Raw genomic sequence first — 16,056 nt, 5'->3', positions numbered from 1 at the left:
GCCAGATGCCTGACGACTACGAGCCTTGGGCGGGCCCCGGTCACTGCGCCGGAAGGAACCTCCGGTCCTCGCGAAGTCCGCTCCGCTGGACCTTCGCTGCGGTCCTCGCTCCCTTCCGCTCCGCTCCCTCGATCCCGGCTTTCCGTCAGGCGGGCGGGTCGGGTTCGCTCGTCGCCCGGAAGCCGACCACCTTGTGAGAGCCGTCGCAGAACGGCTTGGTCGAGGACCGGCCGCAGCGGCACAGCGCGACCGTGGCCCTGCCCGGGTCGATGCGCCGTCCGTCCTGCGTCGTCAGCGTGAACGGCCCGCGCACCAGCAGCGGGCCGTCCTCGCAGGGCGTCACGGTGACCGCCGTCACCGTGGCCGGGTCCTCCGCCATGTGCTCCATGCGGAGCAGCCTGCCCGGGACGGTGACGGCGTAACACCTGGTCAGCGACGCATGGTCAGTCCCATCGCGCGCAGTGTGCGGAAGGGCTGAAGGCCCAGCACCCGGCCCGGTCCACGGCCGGTCCCTGCGCCGCGAACACCGATCCGGCGAACGGCGCTCTGATCGCGCCGGGTACGCCCGACGGGCTGGGCACGTCCGCCTTGACGCTCGGCGGGGCGAAGGCCCATCGCGGCGTCGCCGTGCCGCCCGCCGGTTCGCCGCCGGGGAGGGCGTGCGAGTGCCCGGACGTACGGCTCCGCCAGGGCGCCAGGCTCCAGCAGCCGGTCGTGCCGTCGTCTCCGCACCGGTGCTGCGTGTGGGCGACCAGCGGCGGCAGCGGCAGGTATCCCGGTATCACGAGGGATGCGGCCGGCGGCTGTGCGCCCGCCGGAGGCGCCGCCACGGCACGACCGTTGAGCGACGGCACGGGGGTCACCCACGTCGAGTCGTCCGGAAGCGCCGGCACGACCGTGACCTCCGTCGTCGGCGTCACGGCCGGGAAGGCCGTCCGCGCCGATGTCGCGGTTCCGGGCGCCGAACCCACCGCCGTGGGGACGGCGGGCGGGGTAGTGGGCCGGTTGGTGGGCGGGGTAGTGGGCCGGTTGGTGGGCGGGGCGGCGGTGGGGAGCGCGGTCGAGGTGACGGCCGCGCTCGCCCTGGGCTGCGGCGGCTGCTGCGGCGGCCTGTGCGTCGGCTTGGCCGTGGGCTTGGCTTTGGCCGTGGGCTTCGGCTGCGGCGTGGACTTGGCCGCCGGCTTCTGCGTCGGTTTGTCGGTGGGCTTCCCCGTGGGCTTGTCCGTGGGTTTGCCGGTCGGCTTGTCCGTGGGTTTGCCGGTCGGCTTGTCCGTGGGCTTGCCGGTCGGCTTCTCCGTGGCCGTGGGGCTCGGCTGGGTGCTCGCCGTGGCGCCCGGGTCGGGCGAGACGCTCACCGAGACGGTCGCCGCCGGGGTGGCCTGCGCCGCCGCCGTAGCGGTAGCCCCGCTCGGTGTGGGTGTGGGAGCGCCGCTCCCGGCCGGTGCGGGGGTCGCGGTCGCGGTGGGCCCGCTGCTCGCGGTCGGCGCCGGTGCCCCCTGACCGCTCTGGCCGGGAGTCGCCGTAGCGGCGCCGCCGGCCGTCGGCTGCGGAGTCGAGGCGGTGCCCGGCCCGCCGTTCGGCCCCGGCTTTCCCTGTCCGCTCGGCGCCGGCTGGGCCTTCGTCATGGGACCGCTGCCCGGCCGGTCTTCTCTGGTGCGGCGAGGGTCACGGTGATGATCACGTGGGTCGCGAGCCGTCCGGTCATCCCTGACGCGGCTGCGGCCGCCGGCGTCCCGATCGCGTGACTCGTGGGCCGTCCGGTCCCGGGTGGAGGTGCCGTCAGAACCGGCGCCCAGGGGGACGCCGGCAGATCCGCCGGAGTCGTGCGACTTCCCCGAGGGGCCGTCGGGACCACCGGCGGAGTCGTGGGCGGTGCCGGACGGGTCACCGGAGGAATCGGGGCCGGTCTTGTTCGCCGTTTGGGAGTCCGTCCCGGCGCCGCCCGGCGCGTTCGCGCCGGCGCCGGGGCCGTTCCCCGCGTCGTTCGATGCCTTCGCGCCGTCACCCGGTGCGTTCCCGGCACTGTTGGAGGAACTGTTGGAGGAACTGTTGGAGGAACTGTTGGAGGCACTGTCGGGTGCATTGGCGGGGGCGTTGGCGGCGTCGGCCGAGGAGTCGTGGGCCGAACCGGACGGACCATCCGGACCGCCGGACGAGTCCTGCGGCGTACCCGACACGCCGGCGGTGTCGGCCGACGAGTGATGGGCCGTACCTGACGAACCGGGGCCTGCCTTGTTCACCGTCTGCGTGTCGGGCGCGGCCTGGTCCGGCGCGTGCCCGGAACCGCCCGGGGAGGAATCCGAGGAGGACGACGAGGAGTCCGCGGAGTCGTTGGAGGTGGGCGCGGCCATGGGACCGGCGCCCTCTACCGGTGGAGGGGCGTCCCAGCCGGGCTCGGCCACCGCGGCCCAGGGCTGCGCGGCCACGGCGCCGCCTGTGGCGGAGACCGCGGCCAGGAGCAGGCCGGAGACCAGGGTGGCGCGCCGGGTGGACATTCGGGGGGTCATTGAGAGGCTCTTCCTCGATCTAGGGAGTGGGCCGGGGACCGATGAGGGACTTCCAGCCCGCCGCGGCGAACTCGGGCGTCCCTGGGAGAGCGGCTGCGGGCACGGACGGAGGCGTCGGGTCGGGGATGTTGACCCAGTCGCCCTTGTCCGCGCCGCGTATATCGGGTTTCCACGCCATGAGCAGGCTCATGGCGTAAGGGCTGGAGTAGACGGGGCCGGTGGCGCCGGCGCCCGTGGTCGCAGTCACCTGGACCAGGACGGAGACCTGCACCTGGTCCTCGGAGCGGACCTTCCACTGGACGCCGATCGTCTGCGTCCGCAGCGCCGCCCCGGCGGGGAGGTCGCCTTCCGGGGGAAGGCCGAGGGTCTCCCGCCAGCCGCGTACGGCATCGCGCGCACCCTCGCGTGCCTCCTTGCGCTGGTCCGGCGGGGCGTACAGCGCCGCGGCCTGTTCGGCCTGGCCGACGTCGAGCGTCCAGGCGGCCTCCAACGCGGCGGCCGCGGCGGACGCCGCCCCGATCTCGGTGTGAGGGAAGCCGACGGGGTAGCCTCCGTCGCCCTCGTGCCCGGCGGGCGCCGCCAGCGCGACGGTCGGCGCCGCGACGCGCACCGCCGTGGACGGCGGAGCCTCCGCCTGCCGCGTCTGCAGCACGATCACCGCGACGGCGATCACGGTGACGACCCCCGCGATGGCGACGACCAGGTGCCGGGGATCCCACCGGCGCGGTGGTCCCAGGTCCCAGTCGAGCGCCGGATCGGGGATGACCGGTCCCACTACTTGCTCCGGTCCGGCCGCTGCCCGAACGCCTGTCCGGCGGCCGCGGCGAGACGCAGGTACGCGCCGCGGGTGGTGGGCCGCAGCCGGGCGAGGTCGACCTCCGCGCCCTCTTTGAGGTGCGGGTCGAACGGCACCCGCACCACCGTGCGGCAACGCCCGGCGAAGTGGCGTTCGAGCAGGTCGACGTCGACGTGCGACTTGGGCTCGACCGCGTTCAGCACGACGATGGCGTTCTTGACGAGGTGGCCGTGGCCGTGGGCGGTGAGCCAGTCGAGGGTCGCGGCGGCCGAGCTCGCGCCGTCCACCGCGACCATGGTGACCAGCACGATCTGGTCGGCGAGCTCCAGGGTGGCGCCCATGGCGCCGTGCAGGAGCCCGGTGCCGCAGTCGGTGATGCAGATGGAGTAGTAGCGCTCGATCAGATTGGCGACCGTGCGGTAGTCCTCCGCGTTGAACGCCTCGCTGACGGCCGGGTCGGTGTCGGAGGCGAGCACCTCCAGCCGCGCGGACGACTGCGAGGTGAACGCGCGGGCGTCGGCGTACCGCACGATGTGCGGCGCCTCGGCCAGGAGGGTCCGGATGGTCGCCGCGGTCTCCGACTTGACCTTGATGCCGAGCGTCCCCCGGTCGGGGTTGGCGTCGATGGCGATCACCCGGTCGCCCCGCAGCGAGGCGAGCGTGTTGCCCAGCGCCGCCGTCGTCGTGGTCTTCCCCACCCCGCCCTTGAGGCTCATGACCGCGATCCTGTGGTGACCGCTGGCGACGGGCGTCTGGGCATGCGCGATGAGCGTGCGGCGCTCCATCTCCGCCGCCGACTCCGAGGGGATGATCCGGCCGCCGGAGAGCTGGTAGACGAGCCGCCGCCATCCGCCGGTGGGCTCCACACGGCGGTTGGTCAACAGATGTTCGGCCGTGAGAGGCACGCTCTCCGGGAACTGCTCGGCGGGAGTAGGCACCGAAGTGTGAATCTCGGTCATGTCGGGTCCTTTCACCGAGGACGGGAGGAAACGGGGGCGGCGATCAGCAGGTGCTCCATCGCACGGTGGCGGTGCCTTTCTTGCCCTTCGGGCCGTGCAGTTCGAGCGGCGCCGCCACGGGCGAGGGGACCCCGCACCAGTAGCGGACGCGCAGCGCGCGCACGGTGAGCACGTCGGTGTGCCCGGGCTTGAGCGTTCCGCTGGACGGCTCGACCACCAGGCCGGGAGCCGAAATCCGCCATTTCACGGGCTTTCCTGAGGTTGTCGAGAGAGTGAGGGTTCCTCTCCCGAACGCGTCGAGGGTGATGGCGGACGGCGCCTGAACACCCCAGGCCCCCATCAGGAAGGTGCCCGGGGAGAGGGGGGTGTCCTGAGCGGCACCCTGTCCGGCGGGCTTCGCGGCGCCCCCGGCCGCGTTCTGCCCACCCGCCTGCGCGGCGCCCCCGGCCCCGCTGTCTCCGCCGGGCTGTGCGGCACCTCCGGTCGCGGCGCCCCCGGTCGTGCCACCCCCGGCCGGGTTCTGTCCGCCGGGCTCCGCGGCGTCTCCGGTCGCGGCGGTCGCGGTCACCGTGGCGTGCGGCGCGCCCGAGGCCGTACCCGCCGCGGCGCCTGTCGCGGCGCCGACTGCCGCGCCGACTGCCGAGGGGTTCGCGGACGTCTGCGCGACGTGCGCCTCCAGCGACCCTTTCTGGGACTGGGGGGCGGGAGCGAAGAGGTTGATCCCCGTCACGGTTCCCGCCGCTCCCGCGACGACGACGATGACGATCCGCAGGGCGGTCGCCCGTAACAGCGAGCCGACCCGCGCCAGCACCTCGACGATCCTGATCTGCGCACCGGCGAGCGGCCTGCCGGGGAGGTCCGTCTCCCCCGGCGCGTCCGCGACGTTGCCGACGCCGGCGCGATCGGCTGGGGCGCGGTCGGCTGGGGCGGGAACGGCCTCGGCGGCGCGCGCCAGGGCCTCCCTGGCCCTGATCTGCGAGAGCAGCGCGTTGTACAGAGGCGTGTCCTGCCCCGGCGGCAGTGCGTCGGCCGGTCCGAGGGCCGGGGGTGCCTCCCCGGTCGTCCCGGTCGCGGCGGCCTCCAGCGACCCGGAGGACGGCGCGGAGGACGGCGCGGGCCGTTGCGCGGCGCGTGCCTTCGACGTCCTCGGCGGCCACGCCAGGCCCGGCTGGGTGTCCTCCTGGGAGATGGCCCGCACCGGACGCTCCGGCAGCTCGGGACCGGCCGGAGCGCCGGAAGAGGCGCCGGAAGACGCGCCGGAGGGAGCGCCGGTGGGACGCGCCGTTCCCGGTGGCGAGGGCGGGGCCAGGCGGCCGGGCCCCGTGTGCTCCCGATCCCCCCTGTCCGCCCGGTCCGCCCGGTCCGCCGTGTCGTTCCGGGACGGCGGGCCGGGCTGCTCACGGGGCCCGGCCGTCGACAGACCGGAGTCGGGTGGCACCAGCGGCGGCACCGGTGGCGTCGGGGTCACCGGGGCAACCGTCCGGGGCGGCGGGACGGACGCCGACGGGCTTTCCTGCCGTGCGGCCGGGGCGGGGGCGGTGTTCACGGGAGCGGCGAGCGGCATGCCGAACGACGAGGGGGGCCGGTGTGCCGGCCGCTCCGCCCGGGCGGGAGCGGCCCTGTTCAGCGCGTCCAAGAGTCGCTGCCTGGTCTCGGCCGTGAGGTCGGCGACCGGGGGACGGGAGAGGATCTGCGGAACGGTGTATCGGATGTTGATGGGCCGCTTGCACACCACGCAGGTCACGATGTGCCGGAGCAGCGCCGTACGTGCGGCCCCGAAGTCTGCCGCCTCGCCGTGCTCGTCGGGGAAGACGGCGGCGGCCAGCGGACCGAGCTCCGGGCAGATCGGACGGCCCCGGGCGAGGCCGTCCAGGCCGCTCACGAGGATCTCCACCACGTCCTGGGTACGCGCGATGAGCCTGCCGGCCTCCTTGACCGGCAGGGCGAGCACGTACACGAGGTCCCGCAGCGGGAGTTCGTGGCGGTAGAGCAGGCGCAGCGCCTCGGCGCCCAGGGGATCCGCCAGGCTCCAGGCGCGCCGCACCGCCCGGGGGTCGGGTCCGCCGGAACCGGGCCCGGGCAGGAAGCCCCGCCCCGGGCCGGTGGCGCACTCACGGCGCAGCGCGGACAGCAGCCAGGCCCGGTCTGAAACGTTCCCGGGCAGTTCGCGGGCGCCGCACGACTCCAGCGCGGCGATCACCGCCGCGAGCATGGGGGCGGGCTCGAGGTGGCAGGAGGCGTAGTCGACGAGGTGGGCGCCGTGCTCGTCCACCCATGCCATCCCCCGGCCGGGGTCGAGCGTCACATCCCCGGGGGGCGGGTTCATGCGCACCGGAACAGGGTGAGGGTGGCGACGGCGGCATGTTCGGCCAGAGCATCACTGTGACTTAGGCGTCGCACTTGCCTAACAGGAAATCTTGATGCATACCGATACATAGAACGAGATCTTAGACTGACTGCGATGTGTTGGGAAGGAAAAGAACCATAGAAATCACGAGTTGAGGATAAGCCGCAAATAACACCGATATGGTCATCCGAAAGGGGCCCAGAACAGGTGCCCGTTACCTTCTCTCCGCTTGTCTGGAGAAGTGCCGGATTCCACCTGGCTCGACCGTCCCGACAGCCGGATGACCTGGCGTTTCATTCTCTTTTCACGCATCGAGCCCGTCCAGTGGCGCACGGGTTCCCACGTCCGTCTTTCCCCGTCCATCCGATAGACACATCCGATGTGAATAGCCTTCATATACCTGGGGAATAACCAGCGTTCCGCACTTTTCCGGCATTACACCATGCGCACGACCGGTCTCGGGGTGAAGCAGCCCCGGCCGCCCGGCGAAACGATCTCGCGATTTACCCGGGAGCCGCAACCGCGGGCGTGATCGACCGCGAAGAGGTACGCGTGGAGACCGTCGTCGTGCTGTTCAACCGGGACCTGCGAATTCACGATCACCCGGCGCTCTGCGAGGCGTGTGCCTTGGCCCGGCATGTCGTTCCGTTGTTCGTGTTCGACTCCGCGATCGCGGCCCGGCACCGCCGCGACTTCCTCCACGCGTCGCTCCACGACCTGAGGTCGTCCCTGCGCTCGCTCGGCGGCGACCTCGTCGTACGGCACGGCGACCCCGTGGCGCAGGCCGTACGCGCGGCCGGAGATGCGGGCGCGTCGGCGATCTGGGCGAGTGAGGACGTCAGCCCGCTGGCACGGCGCCGGGAGCGGCGCCTCGCGGACGAGTGCCGGGCCCACCGGCTGGAGTTCCGGCTCTTCCCCGGTGTGACCGTGGTGCCCCCCGGCGCACTGCGACCCGGCAGCGGGAGCCACTACCGGGTCTTCTCGCCGTACTGGCGGGCCTGGTCGGGCACCGCGAAACGGCCGGTCCTCGGCGCGCCCCACCCCATGCGCCTGCCGCCCGGCATCGACCCCGGTGTCCTCCCCGAGGCGTCCCCCGAGCCGTACGGGATCGTGCGCGGCGGGGAGAGCGAGGCGCGGCGGCGGCTGCGGCAGTGGGTGGGCGACGGCCTTGCCGCCTACGCCGACACGCGCGACCGGATGGCGGGACGCACCTCGATGCTCAGCGCCTATCTCCACTTCGGCTGCGTGTCGCCCCTGGAGGTGGTGGACCGCTCCTGCGAACGGCCGGGCGGCGAGGAGTACGTCAGGCAGTTGTGCTGGCGCGACTTCCACTACCAGGTGGTGAACGCCTTCCCCGAGATGGGCCGGCGCGACTACCGGCCGGGGAACGTGGAGTGGCGGCGCGACGAGGAGGCGGAGGCCGCCTGGCGGGAGGGTCTGACCGGGGTCCCCATCGTGGACGCGGGCATGCGCCAGCTTCTCGCCGAGGGCTGGATGCACAACCGGGTGCGCCTGGTGACCGGCTCCTACCTGACCAAGCGGCTCGGGATCGACTGGCGGGCCGGGCTCGAGCACTTCGCCGAATGGCTGCTCGACGGCGACATGCCGAACAACTGCGGCAACTGGCAGTGGGTCGCCGGGACGGGCAACGACACCCGGCCCTACCGCAAACTCAACCCCCTCCGGCAGGCGAAGAAGTTCGACCCCGAGGGCGAGTACGTGCGGCGCTACGTCCCCGAGTTGGCGTCCCTTCCCGGCGGCCTGGTCCACGAGCCGTGGAAGGCCCGCGGCGGGGTCTCCGGCTACCCCGCCTCACCTCTCGGCGGCGAGCTCATAGGCTGACCCCGCCGGACGCTTCCTCCCCGCCCGCGTGTGCGGCGTCGAGGCGGCCCCGCGTACGCGGCCGGCAGGTGGCCGGCGACGACGCGCGAGCTCGATGGGGTCTGCTCAGAAGACCAGGACGAGCTTGCCGGCGGTGTGGCCGGACTCGATCAGGGTGTGCGCCCGCGCCGCCTCCTCGACCGGGATCGCCTCCTGGATCCTCACCTTCAGGTCGCCCTTCTCGTACAACGCGGTCAACCGGCCGAGCCGGGCCGCCGAGCGCTCGGTGCCGAGCCGCTGGACGCCGATCCGGTCGGCGGCGGGCTGGTAGGCGATGGTGCCGACGCGCGTGCGGTCGGTCACGAGCGCCGCCGAGACCTCCAGCGCCTCCACGGTCCCGGCCGCGTCGAGCGCGGCGTCCACGCCGTCCGGGGCGGCCGCCCGCACCCGCTCGGCCAGCCCCTCGCCGTACGCCACCGGGATCGCGCCGAGGTCGCGCAGGTAGGCGTGGTTGCGTTCGCTCGCAGTGCCGACGACCGTCGCCCCGAGCGCCCGGGCGATCTGCACGGCGAACGTGCCCACCCCGCCGGCCGCCGCGTGCACGAGGACGGTGTCCCCTGCGCCGACCCGCAGCTTCTCCAGCGCGGTGTCGGCGGTCTGCCCCGACGCGGACAGCACTCCGGCCTCCGGCCACGGCATCGACGCGGGCTTGCGCACCACCTGGTCCGGCGGGACGACGACGTGCTCGGCGTACGACGCGAGCATCGCCCAGCCGACGACCTCGTCGCCGGCGGCCGCACCCGTGACGCCCTCCCCGACGGCGTCGACCACGCCCGCGAACTCGTTGCCCAGCCGCTGCGGGAACGTCGCCGGCACGTAGGCGTGGGCTCCCCCGCCGCGGAACAGCGCGTCGAACGGCTGCACGCCCGCCGCCCTCACCCGGACCCTGATCGTCCCCGCGCTGGGCTCGTCCGGGGCCAGGTCGACGACACGCAGCACCTCCGGGCCGCCGTAGGCGGAGAACACGACCGTCCTGCTCATGAGCGTCTCCTCGTCATCGTGGCGAGCTGGCCGGCGACCCACTCGCGGTATTCCTTCGACAGCGGGCCGGCGCCGACGATCCCCTCGACCATCCGGGGCAGCGCGATGGGCGCGAAGGCCAGGGCGTAGGCGACCAGCAGGACGAACTCCGCGTCCAGCTCGCCGGTGATCTCGCCCTCCTCCTGGCGCCTGCGGGTCCGCTCGACGGCCTCGCGCAGCCGGGCCCGCTGCGCCTGCGCCCACTCGTCGTCGCTGTCGGCGCCCGGGCCGTCCCCCAGCGCCTGCCAGATGACCAGCCGGGACCAGTCCGAGTTGTCCAGCGTGGCGTCGAGGTGGGCCGCCACGCTCTCGGCGTACGTCGCGGCCGGCGGCGTCCTGCTCTCCTGCGCCCGCGCCCACCTGCGGCGCAACTCCTCGACGAGCCCCTGCTTGCCGCCGAAGTAGTACGAGATGAGCTGCTGGTTGACCCCGGCCCTGGCCGCGATGGCGGCCGTCCGGGCTCCGGCGTAGCCCTTCGCGCCGAACTCCTCGACCGCCGCCTTCAGGATCCGCTCGCGGGTCTGTTGGGCCGCCTTCCCACGCTCCTGTGGTGCGCGCCGTGCTGGTGAAGCCATACGCCGCACCCTAGCCAATCAACTGGTTGAGTGACAAACATCAATCAACTACTTGATTATCATGAGGGCATGATCTTCACGGAGCACGAAATCGAGTACCTCGACAGTCAGCGGATCGGGCGCCTGGCCACACTCCAACCGGACGGCACGCTCCAGGTGAGCCCGGTCGGGTTCCGCTACAACCGTGAGCTGCGGACGATCGACATCGGCGGGCGCGACATGGCGGCCAGCCGCAAGTTCCGCAACGTGCTGGCCAACGGCAAGGTGGCCTTCGTCGTGGACGACGTCCCGTCCGTCGACCCCCTGGCAGGTGCGCTGCCTGGAGATACGCGGGTACGGCGAGGCGCTCACCGACCCCGCCGGTTCCGCGGCCCCGCTGGCCGGCCCGATCATCCGCGTGCATCCGCGGCGGATCATCAGCTTCGGGGTCGACCCCGGCAACCCCGCCTCCGGCAAGCGCGACGTCCCCTCACGTTGACCGGCGGCGAACCTCGTCCACCCGCTCGGTGAGGCCTCTGCGGTCGAGGTGCTCCAGCAGCGGCACCGCGACCCGGCGGCTGGTGCCGAGCGCGCTCCTGGCCTGGCTGACCGTGAACGGCTGCGGCAGCCGGGCCAGCAGCGCCGCCGCCCGCGCGTCGGCCCCGGGCGCGAGGACCACGCCGTCGGCGACGCGCAGCAGCGTCCCGGCGCGTACGGCGGCGGCGAGCTCGCGCGGCCCGAGCCCCAGCTCGGCCAGCCGCCCGGCCTCCGGCGCGTGGAAGGGGGCCTCGGCCAGGTCGTCCAGCAGGGTCCGCACCGCGCGGGCGACCGGAGCGGGCAGCCCCGCGGTCCCCGCCGGGGCGCCGCCCGTCGCGCCGATCCGCCCGTCGGCCACCGCCAGCGGCGGCCGTACGAGCGCCGTCACGAGCCTACGGTCGGGCAGGCCGAGCTCGTGGCGGGCGGCCTCCACCGGCATCCCGGGCTCCAGCGGGTGATCGGCGGCGTAGCGCCGTACGACCTCCGGGAGCCGGGCGGACAGCGCCGACCAGTGATCGGGATCGGCGTGCCAGCCGGCGGCCACCGGCCGTCCCCCGGGCGGGCAGCCCATCGCGACCAGCTCGCCCTCGCGCAGCAGCAGGTGCGTACGCAGGAGGGAGACCGCGTCCGCCGACGCGTCCGCCAGCGCCCTGGCCCGCTCCCTGGCCGCCCCCCGGCGGCGCAGCTCCGGAGGCCGCACGTCGAGCACGGTCGCCCGCGCGAGCACCCGCGGCTCGCCGTGCCCGCGGCCCGGGTCCCGCAGCAGCAGCGCGTCTCCCAGATGCAGGGGAAGCGGCCGGGCCAGGCGCAGCCGGGCCGCCTCCGGCCCGAGCGAACGCACCTCGCACGGCACCGACGCCGAGCCGATGTGGGCGGTGAGCCGCGCGGGAAGCGGCCCGCGGGCGCCCGCCGCCATCGTCACGCGCACGTCGGCCAGGTCCGTCGTCGTCCAGGCGCCGGGTGTGACGAGGGCGCGCCCGCGTTCCGGCGCGACCCGCCCGCGCAGGTTGAGCGCCACCCTCGCGACCCCGGTGACCGACTCGACGTGCTCCTTCAGCGACTCAAGGGCGCGCACCCGCACCGGCTCGCCGTCCAGCTCCAGTTCGTCGCCGGCCTCGACGCGACCGGCGGGCAGCGTGCCGGTCACGACGGTCCCGCTGCCGCGCACGCTGAACGCCCGGTCGATCCACAGTCGCACGGGGGCGTGCGGATCGGGCGCGGGCAGCGCCGCCACCAGCCGGTCGAGGGCGGCGCGCAGCCCGTCCAGGCCCTCACCGGTGCGCCCGCTCACCGCCAGGGCCTCCGCCGGGCCCAGCCCGGCCTCCGCCAGCCGGTCACGCGCGTCCTTCAGCGCGGGCGCGGGGTCGGCGAGGTCCGCCCGGGTGACGGCGAGCAGGCCGTGCCGTACGCCGAGGGTGCGCAGCGCCGCCAGGTGCTCCTCCGACTGGGGCATCCACCCCTCGTCGGCGGCGACGACGAACATCACGGCGGGCACCGGGCCGACCCCGGCGAGCATCGTGCCGAGGAACCGCTCGTGCCCGGGCACGTCGACGAACGCCACCCGCTCCCCGGAGGGCAGGGCCGTCCAGGCGTAGCCCAGCTCGATCGTGAGACCGCGCCGCCGCTCCTCCTCCAGCCGGTCGGGCTCCATCCCGGTCAGCGCACGCACCAGCGTCGACTTGCCGTGATCGACGTGCCCCGCCGTGGCCACGACGTGCATTCATCCCTCCCCGAGTACGCGTACGGCGGCCAAACGGCACCGGAGGGAGCGCGCCCGCCGGTCGCCGGCCACCTCCTGCGGGTGCTTCAGCGCGCACCGCCGGGCGTGGGCGGCGGGGGCCATCAGCCGGCCGCTCCAAGGACGGCCTCCAGGACCTCGCCGTCCCGCTCCGGCGGCACGGCGCGCAGGTCGAGCAGCAGGCGGCCGCCCTCGACCCGGCCGACGACCGGCGGCTCGCCCCGCCGCAGCGGTACGGCCAGCCGCTCCGGCAGGCTCACGGCCACGCTCGGCAGGCGCACGCCGGGGGCCCCGCCCCCGCCCACGGTCGCGTCCGCGGGCATGGCCACGGCATCCACGCGCGCCTGGCACATCGCCTTCGCCAGCGCCTCGGCCCGCTCGCGGAGGATGAGCGGATCGGCGTGGAGAGCCTGCCGTACGGGGGGCTCCGGGCCGCGCAGCGTCGCCTCGAGCGCGGCCAGCGTCAGCTTGTCCACGCGCAGCGCCCGCGCGAGCGGGTGCCGCCCGAGTCGTTCGACGAGGTCGCGGCGGCCGAGCAGGAGGCCGGCCTGCGGGCCGCCGAGCAGCTTGTCGCCGCTCGCGGTGACCAGGTCGGCACCGGCCCGCAGCACGCTCGTCGCGTCGGGCTCCTCGGGCAGCAGCGGATCACGGTCGAGCAGGCCGGACCCGATGTCGACGACCACGGGCACGCCCAGCCCGGTCAGCTCGGCCACCTCGACCGAACCGGTGAAGCCCTCGACGCGGAAGTTCGACGGGTGGACCTTGAGCACGAACCCCGTCTGCGGCCCGATCACGTCGCGGTAGTCGGCCAGGGCCGTGCGGTTTGTCGTGCCCACCTCGCGCAGCCGCGCGCCGGTGGACACGAGCAGGTCGGGAATGCGGAAACCGTCGCCGATCTCGACCAGCTCGCCCCTGCTGATCACGATCTCCCGTCCGGCGGCGAGCGCGGTGGCGGCCAGCACGAGGGCGGCCGCGTTGTTGTTGACCACGTGCACGCCCTCGGCGGCGGGCACGGCCCGCGCGAGCGCCTCGACCGCGCCGCGTCCGCGGCGGGCCCGGGCCCCCGTGGCCAGGTCGAACTCCACGTCCGTCGCCCCCGCCGCCACCGTCACCGCCTCGACGGCGGCCGGGGACAGCGGCGCACGGCCCAGGTTCGTGTGGAGCAGCACGCCGGTCATGTTGAGCACAGGACGCAGGCTCGTGGCGTGACGCGGCAGCGCCGCCAGCGCGACGCCGGCGACGTCCTCCGGTTCGATCTCGCCCTGCCGTACCCGCTGCTGCGCCCGCGCGACCGCGTCCTTGACCACCGGGCGGCCGAGCCGCCCGATGGCGGCGGTCAGCCGCGGATCGGCCAGCAGGGCGTCGGTGCGCGGCACCCGCCTCCGTGGATCCACACTTCAAACTACAGCGAGGGCGCACGGCCCGCCCCGCAGGGCGGAGCCGTGCGCCGTCGGGCGCGCCGACCGGGGGCACGACGGCGCGCCGGCTTGTCGGCTCTGGCAGCGGACGGGAGACGTCGTCTGCGCCACCGGTCGGCGCAGTTCGGGACCTCGATCTCATCGGGGTCCTTTCCTCCCTGGCGGGAGACGGCAATGCTGTCCGATCCGGCTTGGAGATCACTTGACATCGTCTTGCGACTCGGGCCACGGCGCGTCATTGACATGACCGGAGGCGGATCTTACGGTGCTGGTGTTCTCATGTGAGGAAGCAGTTCATATATGTGACCACAGGAGTCGTCATGTCGTCCCTCACCCCCCACATCAGCCGGCGGCAGGCGCTGACCGGCGCCGCCGCCGCGATCCTCGGTTTCACGGTCGCGTCACCCGCGCGCGCCGCCCACGTGCCCCCCTTCGGCCGGTACGGCTCGCCCCGCCGCCGGCTGAACACGCGGACGCTCTACGTGGACGCCCAGGGCCGAGGGGACCACATCACCGTTCAGGCGGCCGTCGCCGCGACCCCGGACTCGCCGGCCGAGGGCTGGACCCTCGTGATCGCGGCCGGGACATACCGGGAGACCGTCCTCGTGCCGCAGGCCAAGACCGGCCTGTGCTTCCTCGGCGCGACCGGCGACGCGCGCGACGTCGTGATCGTCTACGGCAACGCGGCCGGCACGCCCAAGCCGGAGGGCGGCACGTACGGCACCAGCGGCAGCGCCACCACCACGATCCAGGCCGACGGCTTCACCGCCGCCCACGTCACGTTCGCCAACGACTGGCTGCGGGCCGGCCACCCGGAGATCACGGGCACCCAGGCGGTGGCGGCGAAGGTCATGGGCGACCGGTCGTACTTCGAGAGGTGCCGGTTCCTCGGCCACCAGGACACGTTGTATGCCGACACCCGCACCCTGGCGTCCTTCGCCCGGCAGTACTACCGCGAGTGCCACATCGAGGGGGACGTCGACTTCGTCTTCGGCCGCGCGACCGCCGTCTTCGAGCGGTGCGAGCTGACCACTCTGGCCAGGGACGTGACGTTCCGTCCGTACGGCTTCGTGTTCGCGCCGAGCACGGCGGCCGCCAACCCCCACGGCTACCTGGCGGTGCGCTGCGTGATCGACGGGACGGCGGCCGACGCGTCCTTCGGCCTGGCCCGGCCCTGGCGGCCCAGCAGCGACCCGACCGCCCTCCCGTCACTGGTCGTACGCGAGACCTGGATGGGGCCCTCGATCGACGCGGCCACGCCGTACGTGGACATGAGCTCGGGGTATCACTGGCAGGACGCGCGGTTCGCCGAGTTCCGCAACACCGGCCCGGGCGCCGCGGTCCCCGTCCCCGAGAACCGGCCGCGGCTCACCCCCGAGCAGGCCGTCGAGCACACCCCCGGGAACTACCTCGGCGACTGGCGCCCCGGCCCCGCCCTGCTCCTCCGCCCAATCACCCGCTGACCCCGCGTTGACGCATCGGAGGGCGGCGACCGGTCACTTCGCGGTCACCACCCCCGGAGCGGCCCTGCGCCCACCGGCCGAGCGCCTCAGCCGTCGGACTGCTCGGACTCTCGCGGCTCGACGAACAGGTCGTCGGTGCGGGTGACGGTCACGGCACGCCGCATCCATTCATCGAGCAGTACCAGGTCGGTGCACGCCTCGATGAAGGCACGGTCGGAGTCGGAAACAGCGATCCCCGGGCCTCCAGGACGGTCAGCACCGCCCTCGCTTCACCCTCTGCCCGTCCCCGTCTCCGACCTTCCTCGCGCCCCTCCTCGCGACCGGCTTCGAGACCGGCTTCGAGACCCTTCCCATAATGCTGCCGGGCGAAGGGGCTGTAGACCGGCCACGTGGTGGTTTCCATGATTCTCTCCATGACGTGTCTGGCGGCCTGCGAAGCGAGTCGGTATGCGTATTCATAGTATTGCGGTGCGTGTTCATCGGGTAGGTGTCGCAGCGCAGCCACGAACGCCTCCATCACCGGCGGATATTCACCGTGGGCCATCACCGACAACGCGGCCAACTCCGGATGGGCCGCCGCTTCCATCGCATCGGTGACAGGCGGGATCTGGCCATGACTGCTCACCCAACCTGAGCTGGGCGAATGCAGGATTCCCGGTGGCGGGGCCGGAGGCTTGACGTAGGTGAGCGGAGGTGGACGGGAATCGAACCCGCCAGGCCGAGGACCTCGGCCTCGTCGGTTTTGAAGACCGCGGGGGCCACCAGGCGCCCACACACCTCCAGGGAGAAACCTAGCCGGAACGGGGTAGGGACCTGCCGACGCCCCCGGTGCGGCG

General features: G+C 73.9%; 14 protein-coding genes, 1 tRNA gene and 2 pseudogenes. 5 read left to right on the top strand and 12 right to left on the bottom strand.

Going from position 1 to position 16,056, the window contains the following annotated elements:
- Positions 1 to 145 precede the first annotated feature (145 nt).
- The 3 genes and pseudogenes from HHX30_RS10050 to HHX30_RS43700 form a co-directional block, all read right to left on the bottom strand.
- Positions 146 to 388, bottom strand: a complete 243-nt coding sequence (locus HHX30_RS10050; RefSeq protein ID WP_249349887.1) for a CDGSH iron-sulfur domain-containing protein — start codon at positions 386 to 388, stop codon at positions 146 to 148.
- Positions 389 to 443: 55 nt separating this feature from the next.
- Positions 444 to 830: a hypothetical protein gene (locus HHX30_RS41495; protein ID WP_249349886.1), complete on the bottom strand. Its 387-nt coding sequence runs from the start codon at positions 828 to 830 to the stop codon at positions 444 to 446.
- A 366-nt stretch (positions 831 to 1,196) separates the two neighbouring features.
- Positions 1,197 to 1,625 (bottom strand): annotated as a pseudogene (locus HHX30_RS43700) (PT domain-containing protein); the annotation flags it as partial.
- A gap of 283 nt (positions 1,626 to 1,908) precedes the next feature.
- Between HHX30_RS43700 and HHX30_RS41485 the strand changes: the two are divergent.
- Positions 1,909 to 2,202: a hypothetical protein gene (locus HHX30_RS41485; protein ID WP_249349884.1), complete on the top strand. Its 294-nt coding sequence runs from the start codon at positions 1,909 to 1,911 to the stop codon at positions 2,200 to 2,202.
- 324 nt (positions 2,203 to 2,526) lie between these two features.
- Here the strand turns inward: HHX30_RS41485 and HHX30_RS10035 are convergent, their stop codons facing one another.
- The 3 genes from HHX30_RS10035 to HHX30_RS10025 are packed head-to-tail and all read right to left on the bottom strand — an operon-like array spanning position 2,527 to position 6,594.
- A complete protein-coding gene (locus tag HHX30_RS10035; RefSeq protein WP_169981618.1) occupies positions 2,527 to 3,282 on the bottom strand; it encodes a hypothetical protein in 756 nt (251 codons plus the stop codon).
- Positions 3,282 to 4,262, bottom strand: a complete 981-nt coding sequence (locus tag HHX30_RS10030; RefSeq protein WP_169981617.1) for a MinD/ParA family protein — start codon at positions 4,260 to 4,262, stop codon at positions 3,282 to 3,284. Before HHX30_RS10030 ends, HHX30_RS10035 begins: the two co-directional genes overlap by 1 nt.
- 43 nt (positions 4,263 to 4,305) lie before the next feature.
- Positions 4,306 to 6,594 (bottom strand): hypothetical protein, encoded by a 2,289-nt coding sequence (locus tag HHX30_RS10025; protein WP_169981616.1) that lies wholly within the window; start codon positions 6,592 to 6,594, stop codon positions 4,306 to 4,308.
- 543 nt (positions 6,595 to 7,137) lie between these two features.
- Between HHX30_RS10025 and HHX30_RS10020 the strand changes: the two genes are divergently transcribed.
- Entirely contained in the window at positions 7,138 to 8,451 is a 1,314-nt protein-coding gene (locus HHX30_RS10020) for a deoxyribodipyrimidine photo-lyase (RefSeq protein ID WP_311922272.1), read from the top strand.
- A 105-nt stretch (positions 8,452 to 8,556) separates the two neighbouring features.
- Here HHX30_RS10020 and HHX30_RS10015 read toward each other — a convergent pair whose 3' ends face one another.
- Together HHX30_RS10015 and HHX30_RS10010 are read right to left on the bottom strand one after the other, a co-directional pair.
- Positions 8,557 to 9,471, bottom strand: a complete 915-nt coding sequence (locus HHX30_RS10015; protein ID WP_169981615.1) for an NADP-dependent oxidoreductase — start codon at positions 9,469 to 9,471, stop codon at positions 8,557 to 8,559.
- Positions 9,468 to 10,085 carry a TetR/AcrR family transcriptional regulator gene (locus HHX30_RS10010; RefSeq protein ID WP_169981614.1) on the bottom strand — a complete coding sequence of 206 codons (618 nt, stop codon included), beginning with the start codon at positions 10,083 to 10,085 and terminating at the stop codon, positions 9,468 to 9,470. Before HHX30_RS10010 ends, HHX30_RS10015 begins: the two co-directional genes overlap by 4 nt.
- A gap of 69 nt (positions 10,086 to 10,154) precedes the next feature.
- Between HHX30_RS10010 and HHX30_RS41480 the strand changes: the two are divergent.
- Together HHX30_RS41480 and HHX30_RS41475 are read left to right on the top strand one after the other, a co-directional pair.
- Positions 10,155 to 10,331 (top strand): annotated as a pseudogene (locus tag HHX30_RS41480) (pyridoxamine 5'-phosphate oxidase family protein); the annotation flags it as partial.
- Between the two features lie 64 nt (positions 10,332 to 10,395).
- Entirely contained in the window at positions 10,396 to 10,563 is a 168-nt protein-coding gene (locus HHX30_RS41475; RefSeq protein ID WP_249349934.1) for a hypothetical protein, read from the top strand.
- Here HHX30_RS41475 and selB read toward each other — a convergent pair.
- Complete coding sequence (gene selB / locus HHX30_RS10000; protein ID WP_169981613.1) at positions 10,555 to 12,321, bottom strand: selenocysteine-specific translation elongation factor; 1,767 nt, start codon at positions 12,319 to 12,321, stop codon at positions 10,555 to 10,557. The two genes, HHX30_RS41475 and selB, sit on opposite strands and share 9 nt — an antisense overlap.
- A gap of 122 nt (positions 12,322 to 12,443) precedes the next feature.
- Positions 12,444 to 13,715 carry an L-seryl-tRNA(Sec) selenium transferase gene (selA, locus tag HHX30_RS09995; protein ID WP_311922270.1) on the bottom strand — a complete coding sequence of 424 codons (1,272 nt, stop codon included), beginning with the start codon at positions 13,713 to 13,715 and terminating at the stop codon, positions 12,444 to 12,446.
- A 362-nt stretch (positions 13,716 to 14,077) separates the two neighbouring features.
- Between selA and HHX30_RS09990 the strand changes: the two genes are divergently transcribed.
- Positions 14,078 to 15,220 carry a pectinesterase family protein gene (locus HHX30_RS09990; protein ID WP_169981611.1) on the top strand — a complete coding sequence of 381 codons (1,143 nt, stop codon included), beginning with the start codon at positions 14,078 to 14,080 and terminating at the stop codon, positions 15,218 to 15,220.
- 148 nt (positions 15,221 to 15,368) lie between these two features.
- On the opposite strand, the gene HHX30_RS09985 is transcribed toward HHX30_RS09990, so the two are convergent.
- Positions 15,369 to 15,845, bottom strand: coding sequence for a hypothetical protein (locus HHX30_RS09985; RefSeq protein ID WP_169981535.1), 477 nt, complete (start codon positions 15,843 to 15,845; stop codon positions 15,369 to 15,371).
- Positions 15,846 to 15,907: 62 nt separating this feature from the next.
- Positions 15,908 to 16,001: transfer RNA gene (locus HHX30_RS09980), tRNA-Sec, on the bottom strand.
- Between the last annotated feature and the right edge of the window lie 55 nt (positions 16,002 to 16,056).

It is taken from the genome of Microbispora sp. H10836 (assembly GCF_012999525.1).
Classification (GTDB): Bacteria; Actinomycetota; Actinomycetes; order Streptosporangiales; family Streptosporangiaceae; genus Microbispora.
The sequence above is the reverse complement of the archived record's forward strand: the minus strand, read 5'-3'. Positions and strand labels throughout refer to the sequence as shown.